Annotated in this window: 28 protein-coding genes; 15 read left to right on the top strand and 13 right to left on the bottom strand. The window is 68.9% G+C overall.

Features of this window, described 5'->3' with window-relative positions; all coding sequences use genetic code 11:
* Positions 1 to 34: 34 nt before the first annotated feature.
* From clpC1 to ACXDF8_RS09250, 5 genes are all read left to right on the top strand, one after another.
* Positions 35 to 2,563, top strand: coding sequence for an ATP-dependent protease ATP-binding subunit ClpC (gene clpC1, locus ACXDF8_RS09270; RefSeq protein WP_457222953.1), 2,529 nt, complete (start codon positions 35 to 37; stop codon positions 2,561 to 2,563).
* A gap of 97 nt (positions 2,564 to 2,660) precedes the next feature.
* Positions 2,661 to 3,029 carry a YbjQ family protein gene (locus ACXDF8_RS09265; protein WP_457222952.1) on the top strand — a complete coding sequence of 123 codons (369 nt, stop codon included), beginning with the start codon at positions 2,661 to 2,663 and terminating at the stop codon, positions 3,027 to 3,029.
* A 142-nt stretch (positions 3,030 to 3,171) separates the two neighbouring features.
* Complete coding sequence (locus ACXDF8_RS09260; protein WP_457222951.1) at positions 3,172 to 3,381, top strand: CbtB domain-containing protein; 210 nt, start codon at positions 3,172 to 3,174, stop codon at positions 3,379 to 3,381.
* A gap of 3 nt (positions 3,382 to 3,384) precedes the next feature.
* Positions 3,385 to 4,119 carry a CbtA family protein gene (locus ACXDF8_RS09255; protein WP_457222950.1) on the top strand — a complete coding sequence of 245 codons (735 nt, stop codon included), beginning with the start codon at positions 3,385 to 3,387 and terminating at the stop codon, positions 4,117 to 4,119.
* The gene (locus ACXDF8_RS09250; protein ID WP_457222949.1) at positions 4,116 to 4,673 is read left to right on the top strand and encodes a histidine phosphatase family protein; all 558 of its coding nucleotides are present in this window, start codon (positions 4,116 to 4,118) and stop codon (positions 4,671 to 4,673) included. The genes ACXDF8_RS09255 and ACXDF8_RS09250 overlap by 4 nt, the downstream gene beginning before the upstream one ends.
* Here the strand turns inward: ACXDF8_RS09250 and ACXDF8_RS09245 are convergent.
* Together ACXDF8_RS09245 and mhuD are read right to left on the bottom strand one after the other, a co-directional pair.
* Positions 4,664 to 5,974 (bottom strand): serine hydrolase, encoded by a 1,311-nt coding sequence (locus tag ACXDF8_RS09245; RefSeq protein WP_457223055.1) that lies wholly within the window; start codon positions 5,972 to 5,974, stop codon positions 4,664 to 4,666. The two genes, ACXDF8_RS09250 and ACXDF8_RS09245, sit on opposite strands and share 10 nt — an antisense overlap.
* 55 nt (positions 5,975 to 6,029) lie before the next feature.
* Complete coding sequence (gene mhuD, locus ACXDF8_RS09240; protein WP_457222948.1) at positions 6,030 to 6,347, bottom strand: mycobilin-forming heme oxygenase MhuD; 318 nt, start codon at positions 6,345 to 6,347, stop codon at positions 6,030 to 6,032.
* On the opposite strand from mhuD, the gene ACXDF8_RS09235 reads away from it, so the two are divergent.
* On the top strand, positions 6,346 to 7,185 hold the full coding sequence (locus tag ACXDF8_RS09235) for an alpha/beta fold hydrolase (protein ID WP_457222947.1): 840 nt from the start codon (positions 6,346 to 6,348) through the stop codon (positions 7,183 to 7,185). The genes mhuD and ACXDF8_RS09235 overlap by 2 nt on opposite strands.
* On the opposite strand, the gene ACXDF8_RS09230 is transcribed toward ACXDF8_RS09235, so the two are convergent.
* Complete coding sequence (locus ACXDF8_RS09230) at positions 7,159 to 7,428, bottom strand: hypothetical protein (RefSeq protein WP_457222946.1); 270 nt, start codon at positions 7,426 to 7,428, stop codon at positions 7,159 to 7,161. The genes ACXDF8_RS09235 and ACXDF8_RS09230 overlap by 27 nt on opposite strands.
* 71 nt (positions 7,429 to 7,499) lie before the next feature.
* Between ACXDF8_RS09230 and ACXDF8_RS09225 the strand changes: the two genes are divergently transcribed.
* Positions 7,500 to 8,459 carry a helix-turn-helix domain-containing protein gene (locus ACXDF8_RS09225; protein WP_457222945.1) on the top strand — a complete coding sequence of 320 codons (960 nt, stop codon included), beginning with the start codon at positions 7,500 to 7,502 and terminating at the stop codon, positions 8,457 to 8,459.
* 9 nt (positions 8,460 to 8,468) lie between these two features.
* Here the strand turns inward: ACXDF8_RS09225 and ACXDF8_RS09220 are convergent, their stop codons facing one another.
* Positions 8,469 to 9,356, bottom strand: a complete 888-nt coding sequence (locus ACXDF8_RS09220; protein ID WP_457222944.1) for an iron-sulfur binding domain-containing protein — start codon at positions 9,354 to 9,356, stop codon at positions 8,469 to 8,471.
* 37 nt (positions 9,357 to 9,393) lie between these two features.
* Between ACXDF8_RS09220 and ACXDF8_RS09215 the strand changes: the two genes are divergently transcribed.
* Positions 9,394 to 10,011: a carbonic anhydrase gene (locus ACXDF8_RS09215; RefSeq protein WP_457222943.1), complete on the top strand. Its 618-nt coding sequence runs from the start codon at positions 9,394 to 9,396 to the stop codon at positions 10,009 to 10,011.
* Positions 10,012 to 10,091: 80 nt separating this feature from the next.
* Positions 10,092 to 10,865, top strand: coding sequence for a hypothetical protein (locus ACXDF8_RS09210; RefSeq protein ID WP_457223054.1), 774 nt, complete (start codon positions 10,092 to 10,094; stop codon positions 10,863 to 10,865).
* Between the two features lie 5 nt (positions 10,866 to 10,870).
* Here ACXDF8_RS09210 and disA read toward each other — a convergent pair whose 3' ends face one another.
* The 3 genes from disA to ACXDF8_RS09195 all read right to left on the bottom strand — a co-directional run bounded on the left by disA (position 10,871) and on the right by ACXDF8_RS09195 (position 14,075).
* The gene (disA, locus tag ACXDF8_RS09205; RefSeq protein WP_457222942.1) at positions 10,871 to 11,983 is read right to left on the bottom strand and encodes a DNA integrity scanning diadenylate cyclase DisA; all 1,113 of its coding nucleotides are present in this window, start codon (positions 11,981 to 11,983) and stop codon (positions 10,871 to 10,873) included.
* The gene (radA, locus tag ACXDF8_RS09200; protein WP_457222941.1) at positions 11,974 to 13,422 is read right to left on the bottom strand and encodes a DNA repair protein RadA; all 1,449 of its coding nucleotides are present in this window, start codon (positions 13,420 to 13,422) and stop codon (positions 11,974 to 11,976) included. The genes disA and radA overlap by 10 nt, the downstream gene beginning before the upstream one ends.
* Positions 13,423 to 13,490: 68 nt before the next feature.
* Complete coding sequence (locus ACXDF8_RS09195; RefSeq protein WP_457222940.1) at positions 13,491 to 14,075, bottom strand: copper chaperone PCu(A)C domain-containing protein; 585 nt, start codon at positions 14,073 to 14,075, stop codon at positions 13,491 to 13,493.
* A gap of 282 nt (positions 14,076 to 14,357) precedes the next feature.
* On the opposite strand from ACXDF8_RS09195, the gene carD reads away from it, so the two are divergent.
* From carD to rlmB, 5 genes are read left to right on the top strand one after another with little or no spacing between them, the layout of a single operon-like run.
* A complete protein-coding gene (gene carD, locus ACXDF8_RS09190; protein ID WP_078021125.1) occupies positions 14,358 to 14,846 on the top strand; it encodes an RNA polymerase-binding transcription factor CarD in 489 nt (162 codons plus the stop codon).
* 17 nt (positions 14,847 to 14,863) lie between these two features.
* A complete protein-coding gene (gene ispD, locus ACXDF8_RS09185) occupies positions 14,864 to 15,526 on the top strand; it encodes a 2-C-methyl-D-erythritol 4-phosphate cytidylyltransferase (protein ID WP_457222939.1) in 663 nt (220 codons plus the stop codon).
* A complete protein-coding gene (ispF, locus tag ACXDF8_RS09180) occupies positions 15,523 to 16,026 on the top strand; it encodes a 2-C-methyl-D-erythritol 2,4-cyclodiphosphate synthase (RefSeq protein WP_457222938.1) in 504 nt (167 codons plus the stop codon). Before ispD ends, ispF begins: the two co-directional genes overlap by 4 nt.
* Before the next feature lie 19 nt (positions 16,027 to 16,045).
* On the top strand, positions 16,046 to 17,452 hold the full coding sequence (gene cysS / locus ACXDF8_RS09175) for a cysteine--tRNA ligase (RefSeq protein WP_457222937.1): 1,407 nt from the start codon (positions 16,046 to 16,048) through the stop codon (positions 17,450 to 17,452).
* A complete protein-coding gene (gene rlmB, locus ACXDF8_RS09170; protein WP_457222936.1) occupies positions 17,453 to 18,388 on the top strand; it encodes a 23S rRNA (guanosine(2251)-2'-O)-methyltransferase RlmB in 936 nt (311 codons plus the stop codon).
* 18 nt (positions 18,389 to 18,406) lie between these two features.
* Here rlmB and ACXDF8_RS09165 read toward each other — a convergent pair whose 3' ends face one another.
* From ACXDF8_RS09165 to ACXDF8_RS09140, 6 genes are read right to left on the bottom strand one after another with little or no spacing between them, the layout of a single operon-like run.
* A complete protein-coding gene (locus ACXDF8_RS09165) occupies positions 18,407 to 19,657 on the bottom strand; it encodes an SLC13 family permease (RefSeq protein ID WP_457222935.1) in 1,251 nt (416 codons plus the stop codon).
* A gap of 7 nt (positions 19,658 to 19,664) precedes the next feature.
* A complete protein-coding gene (locus ACXDF8_RS09160; RefSeq protein WP_457222934.1) occupies positions 19,665 to 20,585 on the bottom strand; it encodes an MBL fold metallo-hydrolase in 921 nt (306 codons plus the stop codon).
* Entirely contained in the window at positions 20,585 to 21,343 is a 759-nt protein-coding gene (locus ACXDF8_RS09155; RefSeq protein ID WP_457222933.1) for a LamB/YcsF family protein, read from the bottom strand. The genes ACXDF8_RS09160 and ACXDF8_RS09155 overlap by 1 nt, the downstream gene beginning before the upstream one ends.
* 28 nt (positions 21,344 to 21,371) lie before the next feature.
* Positions 21,372 to 22,238, bottom strand: a complete 867-nt coding sequence (locus ACXDF8_RS09150; RefSeq protein WP_457222932.1) for a metal ABC transporter permease — start codon at positions 22,236 to 22,238, stop codon at positions 21,372 to 21,374.
* The gene (locus ACXDF8_RS09145; protein ID WP_457222931.1) at positions 22,231 to 23,043 is read right to left on the bottom strand and encodes a metal ABC transporter ATP-binding protein; all 813 of its coding nucleotides are present in this window, start codon (positions 23,041 to 23,043) and stop codon (positions 22,231 to 22,233) included. The genes ACXDF8_RS09150 and ACXDF8_RS09145 overlap by 8 nt, the downstream gene beginning before the upstream one ends.
* Positions 23,044 to 23,052: 9 nt before the next feature.
* Entirely contained in the window at positions 23,053 to 23,970 is a 918-nt protein-coding gene (locus ACXDF8_RS09140) for a metal ABC transporter solute-binding protein, Zn/Mn family (RefSeq protein WP_457222930.1), read from the bottom strand.
* 110 nt (positions 23,971 to 24,080) lie between these two features.
* On the opposite strand from ACXDF8_RS09140, the gene ACXDF8_RS09135 reads away from it, so the two are divergent.
* The gene (locus ACXDF8_RS09135; RefSeq protein ID WP_457222929.1) at positions 24,081 to 25,181 is read left to right on the top strand and encodes an Rv3575c family transcriptional regulator; all 1,101 of its coding nucleotides are present in this window, start codon (positions 24,081 to 24,083) and stop codon (positions 25,179 to 25,181) included.

Genomic DNA, 25,181 nt, shown 5'->3' with positions numbered 1-25,181 from the left:
GTACCTAATCGTGATGGAGAGCAGGTAACCGAGGATGTTCGAGAGATTCACCGACCGTGCCCGCAGGGTCGTCGTCCTGGCTCAAGAAGAAGCCCGGATGCTCAACCACAACTACATCGGCACCGAGCACATCCTGCTGGGACTTATTCATGAGGGTGAAGGCGTAGCCGCCAAGTCACTGGAGTCGCTGGGCATCTCACTCGAAGGTGTCCGCAGCCAGGTCGAGGAGATCATCGGCCAGGGCCAGCAGGCCCCGTCCGGGCACATCCCGTTCACCCCGCGCGCCAAGAAGGTGCTCGAGCTGAGCTTGCGCGAGGCGCTGCAACTCGGCCACAACTACATCGGCACCGAGCACATTCTGCTCGGCCTGATCCGTGAGGGCGAAGGCGTCGCGGCCCAGGTGCTGGTCAAGCTGGGGGCTGAGCTGACGCGCGTGCGCCAGCAGGTCATCCAGCTGCTGAGCGGTTATCAGGGCAAGGAGACCGCGGAGGCCGGCACCGGTGGCCGCGGCGGCGAGTCCGGCAACCCGTCGACCTCCCTCGTGCTCGACCAGTTCGGCCGCAACCTGACCGCGGCCGCCATGGAGGGCAAGCTCGACCCGGTCATCGGCCGTGAGAAAGAAATCGAGCGGGTGATGCAGGTCCTGAGCCGGCGCACCAAGAACAACCCGGTGCTGATCGGCGAGCCCGGCGTGGGCAAGACCGCCGTCGTCGAGGGCCTGGCTCAGGCCATCGTGCACGGCGAGGTTCCCGAGACGCTCAAGGACAAGCAGCTCTACACCCTCGACCTCGGGTCGCTGGTGGCGGGCAGCCGCTACCGCGGTGATTTCGAGGAGCGCCTGAAGAAGGTGCTCAAGGAGATCAACACCCGCGGCGACATCATCTTGTTCATCGACGAGCTGCACACGCTCGTCGGTGCGGGTGCCGCCGAAGGTGCCATCGACGCCGCCTCGATTCTGAAGCCCAAGCTGGCTCGTGGTGAGCTGCAGACCATCGGCGCGACCACCCTCGACGAGTACCGCAAGTACATCGAGAAGGACGCCGCCCTGGAGCGCCGGTTCCAGCCGGTCCAGGTCGGTGAGCCGACGGTGGCGCACACCATCGAGATCCTCAAGGGTCTGCGCGACCGGTACGAGGCGCACCACCGGGTGTCGATCACCGACGCCGCGATGGTCGCCGCTGCCACCCTGGCCGATCGCTACATCAACGACCGGTTCCTGCCGGACAAAGCGATCGACCTGATCGACGAGGCCGGCGCCCGGATGCGGATCCGGCGGATGACCGCTCCGCCAGACCTGCGCGAGTTCGACGAGAAGATCGCCGATGCGCGCCGGGAGAAGGAAAGCGCCATCGACGCGCAGGACTTCGAGAAGGCGGCGTCGCTGCGGGATCGGGAGAAGCAACTGGTCGCCCAGCGCGCAGAGCGCGAAAAGCAGTGGCGCTCAGGCGATCTCGATGTCGTGGCCGAGGTCGACGACGAACAGATCGCCGAGGTTCTGGGCAACTGGACCGGTATTCCGGTGTTCAAGTTGACCGAGGAGGAGACCACCCGGCTGCTGCGCATGGAGGATGAGCTGCACAAGCGGATCATCGGCCAGGAGGATGCGGTCCGTGCCGTGTCCAAGGCCATCCGCCGCACCCGTGCCGGCCTGAAGGACCCCAAGCGCCCGTCCGGTTCGTTCATCTTCGCCGGCCCGTCCGGCGTCGGTAAGACCGAGCTGTCCAAGGCGCTGGCGGAGTTCCTGTTCGGCGACGACGACGCGCTCATCCAGATCGACATGGGCGAGTTCCACGACCGCTTCACCGCCTCGCGGCTGTTCGGCGCACCCCCCGGGTACGTCGGCTACGAGGAGGGCGGCCAGCTCACCGAGAAGGTCCGCCGCAAGCCGTTCTCCGTCGTGCTGTTCGACGAGATCGAGAAGGCGCACCAGGAGATCTACAACACCCTGTTGCAGGTCCTCGAGGACGGGCGGCTCACCGACGGCCAGGGCCGCACGGTCGACTTCAAGAACACCGTGCTGATCTTCACCTCGAACCTGGGCACCTCCGACATCTCCAAGGCGGTCGGTCTGGGCTTCACCCAGGGCGGCGGTGAGAACAACTACGAGCGGATGAAGCAGAAGGTCAACGACGAGCTGAAGAAACACTTCCGCCCGGAGTTCCTCAACCGTATCGACGACATCATCGTCTTCCACCAGCTGACTCAGGACGAGATCATCGAGATGGTCGACCTGATGGTGAACCGGGTCTCCAAGCAGTTGAAGACCAAGGACATGACGATGGAACTCACCGACAAGGCCAAGTCGCTGCTGGCCAAGCGGGGCTTCGATCCGGTTCTGGGGGCTCGCCCGCTGCGCCGGACGATCCAGCGCGAGATCGAGGACGCCCTCTCGGAGAAGATTCTCTTCGAAGAGGTCGGACCCGGTCAGCTGGTCACCGTCGACGTCGAGAACTGGGACGGCGAAGGCGCCGGCGAGGATGCGAAGTTCACCTTCGCCGGTGGACCCAAGCGCGCCGAGGAGGCCGAGCCGGATCTGGCCAGCGCCGGCACCGCCACCGAGTAAACACCAGCAATACAGCGAAGGCCTCCGACCGAAAGGTCGGAGGCCTTTCGCGTGTGCTTGCTGCACTCCGCCGGGCGCCGGCGGCTAATCTCTGCTCATGCTTGTTGTGACGACGAATGACATTCCGGGCTGGGAGATTCAGCGGGTCTGCGGTGAGGTCTTCGGCCTGACGGTGCGCTCCCGCAATGCGTTCTCCCAGATGGGCGCGGGCTTGAAGAGCCTGTTCGGCGGCGAGCTGCAGGGCATGACGAAGAACCTGGCCGAGAGTCGCAACGAAGCGATGAACAGGCTGATGGCTGAGGCACGTAACCGCGGCGGCAACGCGATCGTGGGGATGCGCTTCGACACCACCGAAGTCGGCGACGTGTGGACCGAACTGTGCGCCTACGGCACTGCGGTTCAGGCCGTCCCGGTCACCGAAGCTGCCAAGTACACCGCTACGCAGTTGGGGTACGGCGCGAGCTAGGCCACTGAGGGGTTAGGATCCCCCCGTACACGACGAGTCGAGGAATCTGGTGAAAATCCAGAACGGTCGCGCCACTGTCCATAGTCAGACCCGACGCTCGTCACCTTGTGAGCGGGACGCGATATCCCGGAAAGGACTGACCATGACTACTTCTGAGGCACACAAGACGCGCGTCGTCGACCTCTCCGCCGCCAAGGCGGTCGTGTGGCTGACCGCGACCTCTTTCCTCGCGCTGTTGGTGCTCTACTTCGTCGGGGTGGATCAGGGCGCGGTCTCGGTCTTCGGTGACGACATGCACGTACACGAGTTCCTGCACGATGCCCGTCACCTCCTCGGCTTCCCCTGCCACTGAGCCGTGGAATCGCGAATCATCGCGCGCGGCCTGCTGGCCGGCGCGCTCGGTGGAGTAATCGCTTTCGTCTTCGCCAGGATCTTCCTCGAGCCGGTGATCGCGCGTGCGATCGGCTTCGAGGACGAGATGGCGCACATGGGTGGCCACCACGAGCACGGGGTTGAGCTGTTCAGCCGCGGCGTCCAGGGCAACATCGGGATGGGCTTCGGCGTCCTGGCCTTCGCGGTGGCGATGGGCGCATTGTTGGCGGTGGTGTTCTGTATCGCCTACGGCCGTGTCGGTGACGTCGCGCCGCGCCCGCTGTCCGCGCTGCTGGCTGCCGGAATGCTGTTGTCGCTCTATGTCGTTCCCGCGCTGAAGTATCCGGCCAATCCGCCCGCGGCCAGCCTGGAGGAGACGATCCGGCAGCGGACGCTGCTGTATCTGTTGATGGTGGTGGTGTCGGCTGCGCTGTTCGTCGGCGCTGTCGTGGCGCAACGCCGGCTGGTCGCGCGCCTGGGCGGATGGAACGCGACCCTGGTCGCGGCCGGCGGCTACGCCGTGGCGATGGCCGTCGTCATGGTGATCCTGCCGACGATCGACGAGACCCCCGAGGGCTTCCCGGCTGATGTGCTCTACGAATTCCGGCTGTACTCACTGGGTACCCAGGTGGCCATGTGGGTGACGATTGGTGCGGTCTTTGCCGCACTGATGCAGCGTCTGGTCGGGGCACCGGAACGGGTCAGCATTCCGGCGTGAGCGATGTCGCCCGGCTGACCCTGGTGTCACATGCCATGACCGACGCCATGGCAGCCGGGCGGTTTCCCGCCGACGAGCCCCTGAATGCCTTGGGCCGCAGACAACTCGATGCTCTCGAGGTGCGCCCGGCCGAGCAGGTGTGCAGCGGACCGGAGCTGCGGTCCCGCGAAACCGCCGCAGCGCTCGCTGCGAAGGTCCGTATCGACGAGCGGTTGGCCGACCTCAATTGCGGCCAGTGGCGGGCCAAGCGCCTCGATGAGGTGGACCCGGGCCAGCTCGCGCGGTGGCTCACCGAGCCCGGCGACGCCCCGCACGGGGGCGAGTCGATCACCGCGCTGATCGGCCGGGTGCGTGACTGGCTGACCGACGTCAGCAACACCGCGGGCACCCTGCTGGCCGTCACCCATCCGGCAGTCGTCCGGGCAGCGATCCTGACGGCGTTGGACGCGCCGCCGAAATCGTTCTGGCGCATCGACATTGCGCCGGCGAGCCGAACCGTCCTGCACTTCCGCGGCTCGGTGTGGACGCTGCGGGCGGGCTTCGATCAGCGGTAGCGGGGTAGCAGCCCGAACACCTGCTTGATGATCGTCATCAACCAGCCACCCGCGTTGGGGCTGTGGTAGCGCGGCCAGTTGAACTGGAAGCTGGCCACCCAGGCCTGGCCGGTGCGGTCGACGGCGTACCAGCTGAAGGTGAAGTCCCCGGGCAGGTTGCCGGCTTTGGCGCCGATGTAGGGCCACTCGGTGCGGTCGAGGTCGATGCCGGCGATCTCGGACATGATGTCCTTAACCGGTGCCGCCGGGCCGACGGCGTTGTGCTGCAGGGCGGCGTGCACCCGGCAGATGTCGTCCGCGCTGCCGTACCACTCCGCGCCGTACGCCGAGCCGGGAGCGTGCGTACGCTGCGGGTCGGGGTCGTAGGGGTGAGAATCGGCCTCGCGCAACAACGCTGCGCGCTGCGTCGGGGTGGCCGTCTTCCACTGTTCGCGCAGGTCGGGATTGCCCCAGCCGATCGAGAAGATCTCGCGCATGGTCGGAAAGGGCGTCATGCTGGCCGGATCGTGGTGACCTGCGGCCGCCAGCGCCTCCTCGATCGCGTGCGTGCCCAACCGCCCGATCAGCAGGTCGGTCGCCATGTTGTCGCTGGTGGCGATCATCTTGCCGGCCGCCTGGCGCACGGTGATCTGCGACCCGGGGGGCAGCTTGTCGAATCCCGACGAGCCGAGCTTCTTGGCCTCGGCGGTGATCGTCAGCTTGTCGTCCCAGTCGACGGTGCCGGCTGTCACCGCGCGTTCCACCGCGAACAACACGTAGGTCTTGAAAATTGAAGCCAGCGGCAAGGATTCGGTGGTGTTGGTTCCCGCTACCTTCTCGCAGCGGCCGTCGTCGACCTTGGATACCTGCCAGGAATATCGTGCGCCGGTCCGGCTGAATGCGGCATCGACGTCCTGCCACGAGTTGATGACGGGCTTGTTGGTGGTTACCTGGAAACGGCTCAGGTATGTGTCGTCGCCGGTGCGCAGGTCGATGTCCTGGCGGGCGCCGTAGGAGGTCAGCACGTGCAGGGTGGCCACGTTGGCGCCGATGTCCGCGCCGGCCAGCGTGTAGGGCCGGTCCCACCACAGTGCGTCCATGGTGGCTGCGACCGAATCCACCATGTCGGGGGTGGCCAAGGTCTTGACGCTGACCGGTCCGATCGGCCAGTCCGAGTTCAGCATGTCCATGACCTGCTTGGCCCGCACGCCCTGGGGTGTGTTGAGGTCGATGCGGACACCCGCACCGGCGTTGGCCGGCGGCGCGGGGGGCGGTGCGCAGCTCGTCGCCAGGGCGGCAGTGGATGCGATGGCGGTAGCCATGGCCAGTGAGCGGGCCAGTGAGCGGGCCACCGCACTCCGGAGCGCCCGGCGTGCGCTACGCCTTGGTGGCGGTCCCGGCAACGTCCAACACAACCTCGAATTCGAGCAGGTGCGCGCCGGTGGCCACCGGGTTGGCGCGTTCACCGGCATGAGCGTGGATGGCGGGACCGGTGGCCCACGCCTGGAAAGCCTCTTCTGACTCCCAGGTGGTCACCACGAAATAGCGGTCCTCGCCCTTGACCGGACGCAGCAATTGGAAGCCGAGAAAGCCCGGCTGGTTGTCGACGGCGTGGGCGCGGTTGGCGAACCGCTTCTCCAATTCCGGGCCGGCGCCCGGCGGTATCTCGATTGCGTTGATCTTCACCACGGACATGGCGCAAGGCTACCGCGCCCGCCGGGCGCGGTGTCCGACCACGCAAGATGAACCGGTGGGGTCTGAACTGACGTACCGGGGTGGCACCTGCACCGGCGATAGCCGCCCGCTGGTGTTGGTGCACGGCCTGATGGGCCGCGGTAGCACGTGGTCGCGGCAGACGCCGTGGCTGACCCGGTTCGGGGCGGTCTACACCTACGATGCGCCCTGGCATCGCGGGCGTGACGTCGTCGACGAGCTGCCGGTCAGCACCGAGCGGTTCGTCGACGAACTCGCCGGCGCCGTCGCCGACCTGGGCCGTCCCGCGGTGCTCATCGGGCACTCGATGGGCGGTCTGCATTCCTGGTGCGTGGCTGCGCAGCGACCAGATCTGGTCGACGCGCTGGTGGTCGAGGACATGGCGCCGGACTTCGTCGGCCGCACGACCGGGCCGTGGGAGCCGTGGGTGCATACGCTGCCGGTCGAGTACGCCTCTGCAGAGCAGGTGTTCGAGGAGTTCGGCCCGGTTGCGGGCCGGTACTTCCTGGAGGCATTCGACCGGAGCGTGACGGGCTGGCGGCTGCACGGCCACCCCCAGCGGTGGATCGAGATCGCCGCCGAATGGGGCACCCGCGACTATTGGCAGCAGTGGTGTTCGGTCCGGGCGCCGGTGTTGCTCGTCGAAGCCGGTGATTCGGTCACGCCGCCGGGGCAGATGCGCCGAATGGCCGAGCTGGCCGGGCCGCGGGCGGGCTATGTCCGCGTGCCCGGCGCGGGCCACCTCGTGCACGACGACGCGCCCGAGCCCTACCGGCGGGCCGTCGAGGACTTTCTAGCGGCGTTCGCCCAGCGCGCCTGAGGACGGCCACGATGGGTGCTGTTCGAACCGGGTGCGCACGGCGTCGAGGTCGTGGGCGATCCGGCGGCTGTCGGCATTGTCGTCGTCGGATAGGTATCCGACCAGTGGCGCGCTGACGCGGAACTGGCTGGGGCGCAGGCGCAGGGTGCCTTCTCGACGAGCTAGTAGCGCGATGGCGGCGACCACACTGAACGGAGCGAGCAGCAGGAGTGTCAACAGGACGAAGGCAAGGAGCGCAGTCATGGCAGCAATTCTTCGTGGGGCAACATCCCGCCAACAGTGGCGGCAATGACCACATGCGATAAAATTCTGCCATGCCGTTGAGTAGTGTGTCCGCCCTGGTGCTCGACGGGCTCACGGTGTTCGAGTTCGGGGTCATCTGCGAGGTCTTCGGCATCGACCGCACCAGTGACGGGGTACCCAACTTCGACTTCAAGGTCTGCGGTCCACGGGCCGGGCAGGCGCTGCGCACCAGCGTCGGCGCGCAGCTTGTGCCGGACCACGGACTCGACGGCTTGATCGGGGTCGACGTGGTGGCGGTGCCCGCCGTCGCGGCGCCGATCAAGCCCTACCCGCCCGAGGCGCTGGCGGCGTTGCGCGCCGCCCACGAGTCGGGTTCGACGATCCTGACCGTGTGCTCCGGGGTGTTCGTCGCGGGGGAGGCGGGCCTGCTCGACGGCCGCCGAGTCACCACCCACTGGATGCACGCCGACGAACTCGCCAGCCGCTATCCCACCGCGTTCGTCGACCGCGATGTGCTGTTCGTCGACGACGGCGATCTGGTCACCAGCGCCGGAACCGCGGCGGGTATCGACGCGAGCCTGCATCTGGTACGCCGCGAGCTCGGCAGCGCGGTGACCAACATCATCGCCCGTCGCATGGTGGTGCCGCCCCAGCGTGACGGCGGACAGCGTCAGTACATCGACCAGCCCATTCCGACCCGATGTTCGGAAGGCTTTGCACCGCAGTTGGATTGGATCCTGTCGAATCTGGACAAGCCACACACGGTGGCCAGCCTGGCCCAGCGCGCGAACATGTCGGCGCGCACGTTCGCGCGGCGTTTCGTCGAGGAGGCCGGTATCACCCCGATGCAATGGGTCACCGATCAGCGGGTGCTCTATGCGCGACGGATGCTCGAGGAGACCGACCTCGACATCGACCGGATCGCCGAGCGGGCCGGGTTCGGGACGGCCACTCTGCTGCGCCACCACTTCCGCCGCCTCGTCGGGGTGACACCGTCGGACTACCGGCGCCGCTTCGCCCGGTCCGCCTAGCCACGGCTCCTAGGGCGCCGGTTCCCCGCCTTCGCCGCACAGTGCGAACCGGCCGTCGGTCGTCTGCTCCACCAGACCGTCCACCAGCAGTGAGTCCAAAGCCCGGTCGCGTTGCGCGGGGTCGGTCAGCCACACCACGTCCAGCTGGTCGCGCAGCACCGGCGACGAGCTGGCCCGCAGCACGTCGAGCAACCTGCCCCGCACCTGGCGATCGGTGCCTGCGTAGCGCTGCGCGGGCCGCGGCGCAGCCGTCGCGGGCGGATGCCCGGCAGCGCGCCACGCGCACACGCTCAGCGGGCAGATTCCGCACTTTGGCGACCGCGCCGTGCAGATCGTGGCGCCCAGCTCCATCAACGCCGCCGAGAACACCGGCGCGGTCGCGTCATCGGGCAACAGTGCCGCCACGTCGGCCAGATCACGCACCGCCGACGGGCTGCCCGCGTCGGCCTGGCCATGCACGGCCCGCGCCACGACCCGGCGCACATTGGTGTCGACCACCGGAACGTTGCGCTGATAGGCGAAGCACGCCACCGCACGCGCCGTGTACGCACCGACCCCGGGCAGGGTCAGCAGGACCTCGACATCGTCGGGCACCACGTCGCCGTGTTCGTCGGCGATCACCCGCGCGCATTCGTGCAGTCGCTTCGCCCGGCGCGGGTAGCCCAACTTGCCCCAGGCCCGCAGGACATCGGCGGCGCCGGCCGCCGCGGTCGCCGACGGGGTGGGCCAGCGGGCCACCCAATCCAGCCAGATCGGGGCGACTCTGGCCACCGGCGTCTGCTGCAGCATGAACTCGCTGACCAGGATCTGCCATGCGCTCACCCCGGGCGCACGCCAGGGCAGGTCGCGGCAGGCCGCGCCGTACCAGCGCACGAGTTCGGCGGAATCGATGCTCATGACGTCGCGCCCGCGACGGCAGGGCAGAATGTGGGCCATGCCGAACACCAGCCCCGTAACAGCATGGAAGGCACTCAGAGAGGGTAACGATCGATTCGTTGCCGGCCGCCCCGAGCACCCAAGCCAGAGCATCGAATACCGCGCCAGCCTGGCGCTCGAGCAGCGACCGACCGCGGTCGTCTTCGGCTGTGCCGACAGCCGGGTGGCTGCCGAGATCATCTTCGACCAGGGTCTCGGCGACATGTTCGTGGTTCGCACGGCCGGTCACGTCATCGACTCCGCAGTGCTCGGTTCGATCGAGTACGCGGTCAGCGTGCTCAACGTGCCGCTGATCGCCGTGCTCGGCCACGACAGCTGTGGGGCGGTCAAGGCCACGCTGTCGGCGCTCGACGACGGCACCGTGCCCAGCGGCTACGTCCGCGACGTCGTCGAGCGGGTCACCCCGTCGATCCTGGTCGGCCGCCGCGAGGGGCTGACCCGTGTCGACGAGTTCGAAACCCGCCATGTCATCGAGACCGGCACCCAGCTGCTGGCCCGCTCCACCGCGATCTCCGAGCGGGTGGCGGCCGGCAATCTCGCGATCGTGGGGTTGACCTACCAGCTCGCCGACGGCAGGGTCGTCCTGCGCGAACACCTAGGCGATATCGGCGAGTAATCACTTCTGCCGCCCGCGAACAAGGCGACACGCCGGGCCGGGTCGGACAACTCGCGGTGACCTGGCCTTACCGTGAGAAGGTGCTGGATCTGGAACCGCATGGACCGCTGCCTTCGCAAATCTATTGGCGACGGCGGGGGCTGGCGATAGGTATCGCCGCGCTCGTCCTTGCCATCGTCGTCGGTGTCGCGTTCGTCGTCTTCAGCGGCGGCTCCGACTCCAAGAGCACCGTCAAGACCACCGCAGCCGCGACGGCTAACCCGCAGCCGGAGAACCGGGCGCCGGTTGTCGCGCCGCCCGCCGAATCGAACGTCCCCGCACCGACCCCGACGCCCACCGAGGCCGTGGTGCCACCTCCGATCCTCAAAGAGGGCGACGACTGCCCGGACTCCAACCTGGCCGTCAAGGGCATCACCAACCAGCCGCAGTACGTCATCGGCGACCAGCCCAAATTCACCATGGTCGTCACCAACATCGGCCTGGTCGCCTGCAAGCGCGACGTCGGCGCCGCGGTGCTGGCCGCCTACGTGTACTCGCTGGACAACAAGCGGCTCTGGTCGAACCTCGACTGCGCGCCGTCCAACGAGACGCTGGTCAAGACGTTCAACCCGGGTGAGCAGGTCACCACCGAGGTGACCTGGACCGGAATGGGCTCGGCCCCGCAGTGCCCGCTGCCCCGCCAGCCGATCGGTGCGGGCACCTACAACCTGGTCGTCCAGTTGGGCAACCTGCGCTCGGCTCCGGTGCCGTTCATCCTCGCCGACGCACCGCCGCCGGGAGAGACGCCGCCCGCCGGCGACCCGGCCGCGGTTCCCGCTCCGGCCGAAGCGCCGGCGCCCGCCCCGGCCGGCTGAACCGCTTAGACCAGTCGGTCGGCGATTGTGGATTCCGCCAGCGCCGACAAGCCCTCGCGGACGTGGCGGGCCCACATGGCGCCGATGCCCTCGACGGACTGCAGATCGGTGGCACTGGCGGCCAGCAGGCCCTGGAGCGAACCGAAGCGCCGTACCAGCAGATCGACGTGGGCGAACTGTAGCCGTGAAATACCGGCCATCGCCCGGTAGCCCCTGGCGCTGAGCGCGGAGTCCTGCGCCTCGGCGGTAGACGGGTAACCGAACACCCGCGACAGCGCGGTGAAGTCGAGTAGTTCGGTGTCCGACAGGGAGTCCAGCTCGGACAGCGTGGACGACACCTGCGCCTTGGACGGCGGGTCGGGGTTGGCGTGATAGTCGCGCACGATCAATTCCCGTGCGGTGTCGTTGCCGCCGAGCAGTTCCTCGAGCTGCAACCGCAACTGTCGACCATCTGTGCCGAGTTCGACTGCGTCGTAATCGATTTCGAGTCCGATCCGGCGGACCATCTCCAGCCGCTGGACGACCGTCATTACGTCGCGCAGGGTGACGAAGTCCTCGATCTCGGCGGTCGACAGCTGCCGGGACACCTCGTCGAGGCGAGCCTTGTAGCGCTCGAGTGTGGCGATTGCCTGGTTGGCCCGCGACAGGATGGTCGCCGAGTCGGCGACCACGTGGCGCTCGCCGGAGACGTAGACGGTGACGATGTTCATCGAGTGGCTCACGGAGATCACCGGATACCCGGTCTGGATCGCCGTGCGCTCCGCCGAGCGGTGCCGTGTTCCCGACTCGTCGGTGGGAATCGTCGGATCGGGCACCAACTGAACGTTGGCTCGCACGATGCGACTGCCGTCGGTGGACAGCACCACGGCTCCGTCCATCTTGGACAACTCGCGCAGCCGGGTCGGTGCGAACCGCACGTCCAGGGAGAAGCCGCCGTCGCAGATCGTCTCGACCCGCTCGTCGTAGCCGAGCACGATCAGAGCGCCCGTGCGGCCGCGCAGGATGCGTTCCAGCCCGTCGCGCAGGGCGGTGCCGGGGGCCAGCCGCCCGATGGTCTCACGCAGCGTGACAGCCGTCGGCTGGGCCGACCCATTGCGGTTGACGGTGTTCACAGCCACTTATTGTCCATTGCGTCGAGGTCGTTACTCGACCCGTCCCGCCGAAGTTGGGTCACGACCTTGTCGTACGGCGCTCTCGCCAGGGTCCGCATCGAGCGCAACGCATCGGCGATCGTGGCGCTCTCGATGGCCCGCAGGCCCGTGGGCACCGTGCCGCAGCCGACCGGCACCAGCGCGGTGGTGAACCCCAGCCGGGCCGCTTCGGCCAGCCGGCGATCCATGCCGGTGACCCGCCGCAGATCCCCGGCCAGGCCGACTTCGCCGATGACCACGGTGGTGGCGGGCAGTGGCATGTCGGCGTACGCCGACGCCATCGCCACCGCGACGGCCAGGTCCGAGGAAGGATCGGTCAACCGCATCCCGCCGACGGTCGACAGATAGATGTCGGTGGCGCTCACCTTCAAGTTGGCGCGCCGTTCGAGCACCGCGGCGATCATCGCGGCGCGAGAGCTGTCGACGCCGCTGACCGCGCGGCGGGGCTGCGCGTTCTCCGGCCGGTAGGCCAGCAGCGCCTGCACCTCACCGATCAGCGGCCGCTTACCGTCGAGGGTCACGGTGACCGCGGTGCCCGGCACCGGGGTGGGGCGTTCGTCGAGGAACAGCCCGGACGGATCGGCTACTCCTTCGATCCCGTTGTCGTGCAACAGGAAACAGCCGACCTCGTCGGCAGCGCCGAACCGGTTCTTGACGCCACGGACCATGCGCAGTGCCGAGTTGCGGTCGCCTTCGAAGTGCAGCACCACGTCCACCAGGTGCTCCAGCGAACGCGGCCCGGCGATCGCGCCGTCCTTGGTGACGTGCCCGACCAACACCAACGCGACCCCCGTGGACTTGGCCGCGGCGGTCAGCGCCGCCGTCACCGCCCGCACCTGCGTCACCCCGCCGACCACACCGTCGGTATCGCCGGCGGTCATGGTCTGTACCGAGTCGACCACCACCAGGCTGGGCTGTACGGCATCGAGGTGACCGAGCACGGTGTGGACGTCGGCCTCGGCGGCCAGGAACACCTCGTCGTGGGTGCAGCCGGTGCGCTCGGCGCGCATCCGGATCTGGCCGGCCGACTCCTCGCCGGACACGTAGAGCGCCCGCCGCCCGGCCTGGGCCCAGCGGTGCACTACCTCCAGCAGCAGGGTCGACTTGCCGACGCCGGGATCGCCGGCCAGCAGCGTCACCGAACCGGGCACCACCCCGCCGCCGAGAACCCGGTCCAGCTCGCTCACCCCGGTGGGGAAATGGCGGGTGCGGGCCGGGTCGATCGAGCTGATCGGCACCGCCGGCGTGGTCGGCACGACGGTGCGTTGGGCGCTACCTGAGGCGGTGGACAGCACTGCAACTTCATCGACGGTGCCCCAGGTGCCGCATTCGGGACAGCGCCCCACCCATTTGGCACTCAGATGGCGACATTCCGAACACCGGTACTGCGAACGCGCCTTGGCCACGCCGTGACGTTATCGGGTCGCTACGACAGAACCGGGATTTGCCCGGGAATCGCGCCGGCCCGGTCGGCTCACTCGTGGGGTGCGGGGGCGGCTTCCTGGCGCGGCGCGCCGCCAGCCGAGATCGGCACGGCGACAGTGGCCTCGCCGGCCTTGTCGAAGTCGAAGGTGAAGTTGTAGGTCAGCCCGTTGGTGATCGGCTGGCTCAGTGTGACCTCGGCTTTGACCGGTTGCGCGCTGCCCATCGGCGTCGCCTCCGCCGGGCCGTCGGCGCTGCCGACGACCAGCGAACCGCCCGCCGGGATGGCCGTGTCGCCGGTGACGGCGACTGAGCCGACATCTGAGCTCACGCTGACCAGCTTGTCGTTGACGTCCGGCGAGGTGTTCGCCGCCACGAAGATCAGCTCGACGGTGCGGCCCGGCTGCAGGTAGTCACCGGTCTGCACGGCCTGCAAGTGGACGTTGCGCAGAGCGATGTTCTGCACGTTCGCGGTCGCGCCGTTGACGGCCGACTCCTGGTCTGCGGTCTGGGAGATCTGGCCGGATCCGCAACCGGTCAGGATCATTCCGCAGGCCGCCAGACCGGCGGATGCGGCCACCAGGCGATTCGTCAAGTGGTTCACAGCAGCCTCCTGCTCGGCCTTTGCGGTCGGCATGATCGCGCCGCCGCGGTTCGACTATGCAGAGTAGTAGGTCGTGAGGTCCGGCGGTAGCTGAGGGTTCACCTCGGTGTCGAGCCGGGTTCGCGGCGGCGGACAGGGTGGGAGCCGGCCGCGTGTCGCAGGGTGATCGCCGGGCGATTTCCGGTCGCCGCCTTGCACGCTTTCTTCACCCTGTCAACCCCCTCTCTTCATCCATGATGCCCCTGACCTGCATCGTTGTTCCGCGCGCTGTCGCCCGCCGTGCTAACATTGGGGTGTGAAAGGGGCTCGAAACTGATGATTTTCAAGGTCGGAGACACCGTTGTCTATCCACACCACGGTGCTGCATTGATCGAAGCGATCGAAACCCGGACCATCAAGGGCGAACAGAAAGAATATCTCGTCCTGAAGGTCGCCCAGGGAGACCTGACCGTTCGAGTTCCAGCGGATAACGCTGAGTACGTCGGTGTTCGTGACGTCGTCGGGCAGGAGGGGCTGGACAAGGTCTTCCAGGTCCTGCGTGCACCGCATACCGAAGAACCGACCAACTGGTCCCGCCGGTACAAGGCCAACCTCGAGAAGCTGGCTTCCGGTGACGTCAACAAGGTCGCCGAGGTCGTTCGCGACCTGTGGCGTCGTGACCAGGAGCGCGGCCTGTCCGCGGGCGAGAAGCGGATGCTGGCCAAGGCCCGGCAGATCCTCGTCGGCGAGCTTGCGCTTGCCGAGAACACCGATGACGCCAAGGCCGAGATCATTCTCGACGAGGTGCTGGCCGCCGCCTCCTGACTGCCCTGAGCAGACAGGTGTCGGAGACGGTCGCGGTCGTCACGGCCGCGGGTTCCGGTGAGCGGCTAGGTGCAGGTATCCCGAAAGCATTCGTCGATCTTGCCGGCCGAAGCATGCTCGAACGCGCGGTCGACGGCCTGCTGGCGTCTGGAGTCGTCGACCGAGTCGTGGTCGCCGCGCCGGAGCAGCGGGTCGACGAGGCTAAATCGTTGCTCGACGGCCGCGCCATCGTTGTCGCCGGCGGACTGGAGCGTCCGGAAACCGTCCGGCGTGCGCTGGACGCGATCGGAGATCCACAATTCGTGTTGGTTCACGATGCCGCCCGCCCACTGACGCCGGTCGAGCAGATCCAGCGCGTCGTCGCCGCCCTGCGCGAGGGCCTGCGCGCGGTCATCCCGGTGCTGCCGGTCACCGACACCATCAAGGCCGTCGACGCCAACGGTGTTGTGCTCGGCACCCCGGAACGTTCCGGGTTGCGCGCGGTTCAAACTCCCCAGGGCTTCGAGTCCACCCTGCTGCGCCGCGCCTACGAGCGGACCTCGGGGGCGACCGTGACCGACGACGCATCGCTGGTGGAGCACCTGGGCACGCCGGTACACACCGTCGCCGGTGACACCCTGGCCTTCAAGATCACCACGCCCCTGGACCTGCAGCTGGCGCGTGCATTGCTGGCCACATGACCACGGTTCCCCGCGTCGGCATGGGTACCGACGTCCATCCGATCGAGGCCGGCCGGCAATGCTGGCTGCTGGGCCTGCACTTCGACGACGCCGATGGGTGCTCGGGGCACTCCGACGGCGACGTCGCAGTGCACGCGCTGTGCGACGCGCTGCTCTCGGCGGCCGGGCTCGGTGACCTCGGCACCGTGTTCGGAGTCGACCAACCGCAGTGGCGCGGTGCCACCGGTGCCCAAATGCTGATCCACGTGCGCGACCTGCTCGCGGCGGCCGGCTTCGTGGTGGGCAATGCCGTCGTACAGGTGATCGCCAACCGCCCGCGCGTGGGACCGCGCCGCATCGAAGCCGAGCGCGTCCTCACCCGGCTGCTGGGGGCGCCGGTGTCGGTGTCGGCGACCACCACCGACGGCCTCGGGCTGACCGGCCGCGGCGAGGGTCGAGCGGCCGTCGCCACCGCTTTGGTGGTGGCCGGATCCGCCTCGGTGCCAAACAACCCCGATTAGGCCGGTAAGCTGGCGCGTCGTGACCTCAAGCGGCCTGCGGCTCCACGACACCTACAGCGGTGCCGTGCGCGACTTCACTCCGCTGCGCCCCGGCCACGCCTCCATCTATCTCTGCGGCGCCACCGTGCAGGGCCTGCCGCACATCGGCCACGTCCGCTCCGGGGTGGCCTTCGACGTCTTGCGCCGCTGGCTGATGGCCAAGGGCTATGACGTCGCATTCATCCGCAATGTCACCGACATCGACGACAAGATCCTCACCAAGGCCGCCGACGCCGGCCGGCCGTGGTGGGAGTGGGCCGCCACCCACGAGCGGGAGTTCTCCGCGGCCTACGACGCGCTCGGCGTGCTGCCACCGTCGGCGGAGCCCCGGGCCACCGGCCACATCACCCAGATCGTCGAACTCATCGAGCGGCTGATCGACGCCGGCCATGCCTACACCGGTGCCGGCGACGTCTACTTCGACGTGCTGAGCTTCCCCGAGTACGGCAACCTCTCCGGACACCGGATCGACGACGTGCACCAGGGTGAGGGTGCCGGCACCGGCAAGCGCGACCAGCGCGACTTCACGCTGTGGAAGGGTGCCAAGCCGGGCGAGCCGTCCTGGCCGACCCCGTGGGGGCGCGGACGGCCGGGCTGGCACTCCGAATGTGTGGCCATGGCCCACGAGTACCTCGGCGCCGAGTTCGATATCCATTGCGGTGGAATGGATTTGGTGTTCCCGCATCACGAGAACGAGATCGCCCAGGCGCGCGCCGCCGGCGACGGCTTCGCCAGGTACTGGCTGCACAACGGCTGGGTCACCATGGGCGGCGAGAAGATGAGCAAGTCGCTGGGCAATGTGTTGTCGATTCCCGCTGTGCTGCAACGGGTTCGGCCTGCCGAGTTGCGGTACTACCTGGGCAGCGCGCATTACCGGTCGATGCTGGAGTTCTCCGAGACGGCCCTGCAGGACGCGGTCAAGGCCTACACCGGTATCGAGGACTTACTGCACCGGGTCCGCACCCGGGTCGGCGCGGTGGTGCCCGGCACCTGGACCGAGAAGTTCGGTGCCGCACTCGACGACGACCTTGCCGTGCCCGCCGCGCTAGCCGAGGTGCACGCCGCGCGCGCCGACGGCAACCGTGCGCTGGAGTCCGGCGACCACGAGACCGCGCTGGCCAAGGCCGGTGACATTCGCGCCATGATGGGCATTCTCGGCTGCGATCCGCTCGACGAGCGCTGGGAGGTTCGCGACGAGACCTCGGCGGCGCTCGGCGCGGTCGACGTGCTGGTGCGCTCCGAGCTCAACCGGCGCGACGAGGCCCGCCAGACCAGAGACTGGTCGCTGGCCGACGAGATCAGGGACCGGCTCAAAGAAGCCGGCATCGAGGTGACCGACACCGCCGACGGTCCACAGTGGGCCCTGCGTGACGAAAGCAGCAAGTAAATGGCGGGAAACTCACGGCGCCGCGGCGCGGTACGCAAGGCAGGAACCAAGAAGGGCCCGACGGTCGGCTCGGGCGGTCAGCGCAGGCGCGGCCTGGAGGGCCGCGGCGCGACCCCGCCGGCGCACATGCGCCCGAACCATCCAGCGGCCAGACGCACCGCCAAGCCGCCGCCACGCAAACCGAGCAGGCCGACGGACGAGACCGAGATGGTCCTCGGACGCAACCCGGTGGTGGAGTGCCTGCGGGCGCACGCGCCGGCCTCGGCGCTCTACGTCGCGCTGGGCGCCGAAGCCGACGAGCGGATGACCGAATCGGTGACCCTGGCCGCCGACCGCGGAATCCCGATCCTCGAGGTACCCCGCACCGACCTGGACCGGATGAGCTCCAACGGGCTGCATCAAGGCATCGCGTTGCAGGTGCCACCGTATGACTACGCCCACCCCGACGATCTGCTGGCGTCGGCGACCTCGGGTGGCGACCCGGCCCTCCTGGTCGCGCTGGACAACATCTCCGACCCGCGCAACCTCGGCGCCATCGTGCGCTCGGTGGCGGCTTTTGCCGGTGACGGGGTGCTGATCCCGCAGCGCCGCTCGGCGTCGGTGTCGGCGGTCGCGTGGCGCACCAGCGCCGGCGCGGCGGCCCGGGTCCGGGTGGCGCGGGCCACCAACCTGAATCGCACGCTCAAGGAGTGGAGCGACGCCGGTCTGCAGGTGGTCGGCCTTGACGCCGACGGTGACACCACGATCGACGAGTTCGACGCGTCCGGCCCGCTGGTCATCGTCGTCGGCTCCGAGGGCAAGGGTCTGTCCCGGCTGGTTCGGCAGAACTGCGATGCGGTTGTGTCGATCCCGATGGCGGGACCGACCGAGTCGCTCAACGCATCGGTGGCCGCCGGTGTGGTGCTGGCCGAGGTCGCCCGCCAGCGCCGTCGCTAGCCGGCGTCCGGCGCGCGGTCACACCCCGATCAGCTGTACCCCGGCCCACAGCGCCACGACGGCCACCACCACGCAGGCCGGGACCGTCAGCAGACCCAGCCAGGTGAACTCCCGCACGCTGGTCGCCTCGCCCTGCTGATGCAGCACCCGGCGCCACAGCAGGTTGGCCAGTGACCCGACGTAGGTCAGGTTGGGCCCGATGTTCACCCCGATCAGCACGGCCAGCACCGCGGCCGGCCCGCTGCCCGCGACCAGCGGAAGCAGCACCAGCACCGCGGGCAGGTTGTTGACGACGTTGGACAGCACCGCCGCAATCCCCGCGATCCCGAGCAGCACCGCCAGCCCGTCGCCGGTGGGCAGTACCTCGCGTGCAGCGGTGTCCAACCCGTTGACCATCACCGCCTTGACCACGACGGCCAGCGCCAGCACGAAGACCAGGAAGCCGATGTTGGCCGACCGCACGATCCCACCGATCGTGCTGCGCCGCTGCGCCAATGACCGCACACCGAGCACGACCGCACCGGCGAGCGCGGCCCATGCGGGGGACAGGCCCGCGAACGACGTCACCGCGAATCCGGCCAGCGTCAGCCCTAGCACGACGAGAACGAACACCGGTTTGTCACCGGGTGTCGGCTCCGGATCCTCGGCGGGCACGTCGGACAGGTCACGGCGGAACACCAGCCGCAGCACCGCGTACTCGACAGCCACCGCCGCCAGCCAGGGCACCGCCATCAACACGCTGAACCGGGTGAACGAGAGCCCGGCCGCACTGAACGCCAGCAGGTTGGTCAGGTTGGACACCGGCAGCAGCAGCGAGGCGGTGTTGGACAGGTGCGCGGTGGCGTACAGGTGCGCGCGGGCCGGCACCCGCATCGCTCGCACGGTCGCCAGCACGACGGGCGTCAGCAACACCACGGTGGCGTCCAGGCTGAGGATCGCCGTCGTTGCCGCAGCCAGCAGGAACACCTGCCCGAGCAGGCGACGCGGCCGCCCGCTGCTGGTCCGCGCCATCCACGTGCCGGCGGCCTGGAACAGCCCCTCGTCGTCACAGAGGCTGGCCAGCACCAGCACTGCGGCCAGGAACCCGACCACCGGCAGCATGCGGGTCACTTCGGCGGTGGCGTCGGTGGTGGAGACCGCGCCGATGGCGATGACCAGAGCCGCCGCAGGCACCGCGAGCACGGCCTCCGACAGTCCGGCCGGCCGCGCGATGGCGAAGATCAGGACGAGGGCCAGCGCGACGACAGAGATGGCGAGGGCGGTGTTCACGCTGCGATCAGGCCCACGGGTCGCTGCGGTGCCACACCGTCGGCAGGTGCAGGGCGACGCCGTCGCGTTCGGCCAGCCGGGACAACACCCGCATCGAGGTATTCAGGTCGTCGCCGGCGTAGGGCAGGGCCCGTAGCGGCTCGGTGAGCGGGCGGAAGAAGTCGTCCCAGTGGATCAGCACCACTCGTTCGGCTCCGACAGTCATCACAGTCTGATCCCAGTAGTCGACGATGTAGTCCTCGGGTTGCACCCCGAGTTGTCCGACACCGAGGTAGGCGATGTCGGCCCGGCGGCCGGCCAGCGCGCCGGGAACGAAGCCGGCACTGCCCTGGATGAGTAGGCGGCGCTGACTGGGCGTGTGCTGGATCAGCGTCGACCATGCCTCGCCGCAGCGGTAGGCCGATACCTTCACCGGCGGAGTGATCGGCTCGGTGATCACCCCGGGGAAGCGGTCGGGCGGGCAGTGGTGGGATTCGATCAGCGTCACCCCGAACGGCCCCAAGGTCAGTTCCTCGCCGGGGACGGCGACGACGATGTCGTCGGCGGCCAGGCCGTGGCCGCGACCGATGTTGGCGACGGATTCGCCGCCGACCAACCGGGCGGCGGTGCGGGCCGCGACCACCGCGGAATCCATGGCGTGGTCGTAGTGGGTGTGCACCGGCAGCACCGCGGCCAACCGGTTCACCTTGGCGCGGTTGAGGCAGTAGTCGATTCGGGGAATCGACGGCGCCAGCCGGCGCAGCCCGACGTCGAGCAGGCCGGGGCGGGAGAAGAACCCGTCGGTCATCAGCGCCGAGGTGCCGTCGTCGACAAGCAGCGTGGACACCCCGAGCCAGGTGATCGTCAGTGCCGCGTCCGGGTCGGCGTCCGGCACGTCGAAACGCTCGCGGTACGCGGCGAGGTTGGGCCGGCCGAGTTTGAGCCGCATCAAGCGAACGCCACCAGGTCGACACCGCCGGCCAGCAGACGTTGCCGGACCGCGGTGGCGATGCCCACCGCGCCGGGCGAATCACCGTGCACGCAGACCGATTCCACCCGGATGTCGATCACCGACCCGTCGACGGCGGCCACCTGGCCGGTGTGCACCATCTGGATCACCCGCTCGGCGATCTGGTCGGGGTCGTGCAGGACGGCTCCGGGTTCGCGGCGCGATACCAACTGCCCGTCGGGGCGGTAGGCGCGGTCGGCGAACGCCTCGGCGACGGTGCGCAGGCCCAGGCGCTGCGCTTCGGCGAAAAACACCGAGCCGGCCAGGCCCAGCACGGGCAGGCCCGGGTCGACAGAGTGCACCGCCTCGGCGACCGCGCGGGCCTGCGCGCGGTGAGTGACGATGGTGTTGTACAGCGCGCCATGCGGTTTGACGTAACCGACGCGGGTTCCGGCGGCGCGGGCCAGGGCCTGCAGCGCGCCGATCTGATAGATCACCTCGGCGGTCAGCTCCTCGGGCGCGACGTCGATGAACCGGCGCCCGAAACCGGCGAGGTCGAGGTAGCTCACCTGGGCCCCGACCCGCACACCGCGTTCGGCGGCGGCACGGCTGGTGCGGGTCAGCCCGGCCGGGTTGCCGGCATGGAACCCGCAAGCGAGATTGGCGCTGGTGACGATGTCGAGCATGGCGGCGTCGTCGCCGAATCCCCACACGCCGAAGCCTTCGCCCAGGTCTGCGTTCAAGTCCACGGACGGCACCGAACCAGCCTAGGGGGTGGGCGGAAGCTCAGGCCGCCGCTGGGTCGTGCTGGCGCCGGCTGATGGCCCAGCAGATCAGGTAGATGACGAACGAGATCGTCGTGACGAACACCGACACCGGGACGCCGGGCGCCAGGGACAACACGATGCCCAGCACCGCGGTGACTTCGGCGAAGACCACAGACGCGGCGATCACGGCGGCCGGTGCGCTGAACACCCGGGCCGCCGCCGCAGCGGGGGTGATCAGCAGCGACATCACCAGCAGCGCGCCGACGATCTGTACGCCCTGGGCGGCTACCACGCCGACGAGGGCGGCGAACACGATGCCCAGTGCGCGCACCGGGACCCCGCGTGCGGCTGCCACCTCGGGGTCGGCGGTGGCGAACAGCAGGGGGCGGTAACTGACCGCCAGCACGACGACCACCAGCACCGTCACCGCGACCAGGAGCACGAGCCCGGAGTAGCCGACGCCGACGATCTGACCGGTCAGCAGCGCGAAGCTGGTGCCGGCCCGGCCCGGATAGAGGTGGATGAACAGCACGGCCAGGCCGAGACCGAAGGCCAACACCACCCCGATCGCGGAATCCCGCTCCCGGGCGCGCTGGCCCAGGACGCCGAACAGGATGGCGGCCAGCGCGCTGCCGACCAGCCCGCCGAGCCCGACGTTGAAACCGGCCAGCAGCGCGAACGCCGCGCCGGTCAGGGAGAGCTCGCTGGAGCCGTGCACGGCGAACGACATCTGCCGCATCACGATGAACGGCCCGATCAGGCCCGCGACCAGCGCCAGCAGGGCGGCGGCGATCAGCGCTTGCTGGACGAAATCCCGGCCGAGCAGGTCGGCGGTGATCTGGAAGGAGAACAGGTTGCCCAGCAGGTGGGCGAAACGCTCATTCATGGGTGTGCCCGCGGGTATGCCCGGAGTGGTCGAAGTGCTCGCCCACGACGACGTAGCGGTCGCCGACCTGCACCACTTGGATATCGGCCTGGTAGAGCTCGGACAGGGTCTCCGAGGTCATCACCTCGGCCACGGTGCCGATCCGGAAGCGACCGTTGACCAGGTAGAGCACTCGGTCGACGTAGGGGACCACCGGATTGACCTCGTGGGTCACGAACATCACCGCCGTACCCGAGCGGCGGCGCCGGTCGATGAGCTGGGCGACCAGCCGGGCACTGGCCGGATCCAGGTTCAGCAGCGGCTCGTCGCACAACAGCAGCACCGGGTCGCTGGCCAGCGCCTGCGCGATACGCACCCGCTGCAACTCGCCGCCCGACATGACGCCGACAGGCACCTTGGCCAGCTTGAGCGCATGTACCTGGGCCAGTGCCCGCTGGACGACATCGTGGCGGCGGGACCGCTCGGCCGGTCTCAGCGACGCGACACCCCAGCGGTGGCCGTCCACACCCAAGCGGACCAGGTCGCGGCCACGCAGGCTCAGCCCCCGGTCCACCGCGCGGTGCTGCGGGACGTAACCGATCCGCTCGCTGCCCGCCTCGACCGGGCGGCCCTGGATGGTGGCGGTGCCCGCACTCAACGCCAGCTGGCCCAGCAGGACCTTGAACAGCGACGTCTTGCCGGTTCCGTTGGGGCCCAGGATGGCGATGAACTCACCGGCGGCCACCTTGAGGTCGAGATGGTCCCACAGCACCCGGTCACCGAAGGCCAACCGGGCGCCGGACAAGCAGACGATCTCGTCAGCCACAAGCAGTGATTATCGGTTCTGCTGCAGCGCGGCGCTTAACCGGCCCGCGGTATCGCGCTGCCAGCTCAGATAGTCGCTGCCGTCGGGCAGGGTCTCGGTGACGCCGACGACGGGCACCCGGGCGCCCTGCGCGGCCGCCTGGACCTGCTTAGTCACCTCGGTGATGGTCTGGTCGTTGAACACCACGGCGGCGATCTGGCGGGACTTGATCAGATCGAGCATGGCGGCGACGTCGACGGGGGCCGGGTCGGTGTCCTGTTCGACGGAGCTGGCGAACCCCGGCGGTGTCTTGTCGGTGAGCCCGGCCGCGACGAGCAGGTAGTGCGCGACGGGTTCGGTGGCGACGACGGCGGCACCCGGGTGGGTGGTGCGGATCGCCCGCTCGGTCTGGGCGATGGCGTCGGCGTCGCGTTCGAAGGCTGCGGCGTTGGCCCGAAAGTCGGCGGCGTGCTGGGGGTCGTCCTGGCTGAGCCGGTCGGCGATCTTGGCGGCGACCGCCTTGGCGGTGTCGAGGTCATAGAAGACGTGCTCGTTGGCCGGCTGGGGCTCACCGGGGGGAGGTTGCAGCAGCGAGAAGGCGTCGATCGAGGCGACGCCCTGGTGGGTGGCCAGCACGTCGTCGACCCAGTGGTCGTAGCCGCCACCGTTGTAGACGACCAGCGAGGCGTCGGCGATGGTGGCCGCGTCCGCGGGGCTGGCTTCGAAGGAGTGCGGGTCCGCCGATGCACTGGTGATGATCGAGGTGACCTTCGCGTGATCGCCGGCGACGGCCTTGGCGACGCTGCCCCAGACATCGGTGGAGGCCACCACCGTCGGCGGCCCGCCGGGGGTTGCGCCCGGCGTCGTGTCGCCGCCACACGCGGTGAGGCCCGCCGCAAGGGCCAGCGCCGAGATACCGATGACCGTCCGGACCGCGGTACTGCGCACGATCGCCCCTCTCCATACCCACCGAGCTAACACAAATGAAAACCGTTTCCATTAGACTGTAGGCCATCACTCCCCAGTTAGCGCAAGCCGATGCGCTAGCCTCACAGAGCATGTCCAGAAGTCCGACGCCGCGGCGGAGGGCGACACTGGCCTCGTTGGCCGCCGAACTCAAGGTTTCGCGCACCACGATCTCCAACGCCTACAACCGCCCCGACCAGCTGTCGGCCGATCTGCGCGACCGGGTGTTGGCCACCGCCAAGCGGCTGGGCTACCCCGGCCCGGATCCGGTGGCCCGCTCGCTGCGCACCCGCCGGGCCGGTGCGGTGGGGCTGGTCATCACCGAGCCGCTGACGTATGCGTTCAGCGATCCCGCGGCGCTGAATTTCGTTGCCGGACTTGCCGAATCGTGTGAAGAGTCCGGTCAGGGGCTGTTGTTGGTCGCCGCCGGACCGGGGCGCAGCCTGTCCGACGGCACCAATGCGGTACTCGCCGCGGGAGTGGACGGCTTCGTGGTCTACGCCGCCGCGGACGACGACCCGTACCTGCAGACCGTGCTGCAGCGGCACGTCCCGATCGTCGTCGTCGACCAGCCCAAGGACGTCCCGGGTGCCTCCCGAGTCTGCATCGACGACCGCAACGCGATGCGCGAGATCGCCGACTACGTCCTCGGTCTCGGCCACCGGGAGATCGGCCTGCTGGCCATGCGGCTGGGCGCCGAGCGGGAGGTCGCCGGTCAGGCGGCCGGACTGGTCACCGCAGATCGGTTGTCCGCGTCGCAGTTCCACGTGCAGACCGAGCGCATCGCCGGTGTGGGCGACGCGATGGCCGCCGCCGGCCTCCCGCCCGAGTCGCTGACCATCGTGGAGAGCTACCAGCATCTGCCGGCCTCGGGAGCAGTGGCCGCCGAGCTGGCGTTGCAGGCCAATCCACGCATCACCGCGTTGATGTGCACCACCGACGTGCTCGCATTGTCGGCGATGGATTATCTACGCGCACATGGCATTTACGTTCCAGGACAGATGACGGTCACCGGGTTCGACGGTATCCCCGACGCGCTGAGCAGAGGTTTGACGACGGTGTCGCAGCCCAGCCTGGAGAAGGGCAAGCGGGCCGGGCGGCTGCTGCACAACCCGCCGCGCGACGGCATGCCCGTCGTCGACATGCTGCCCACCGAATTGGTGCGGGGTCGCACCGCCGGCGCACCGGGCTGA

The sequence above is a fragment of the Mycolicibacterium sp. CBM1 genome, from assembly GCF_054073305.1.
Note: the sequence above shows the minus strand (reverse complement) of the source record. Positions and strands in the feature narration are given on the sequence as shown.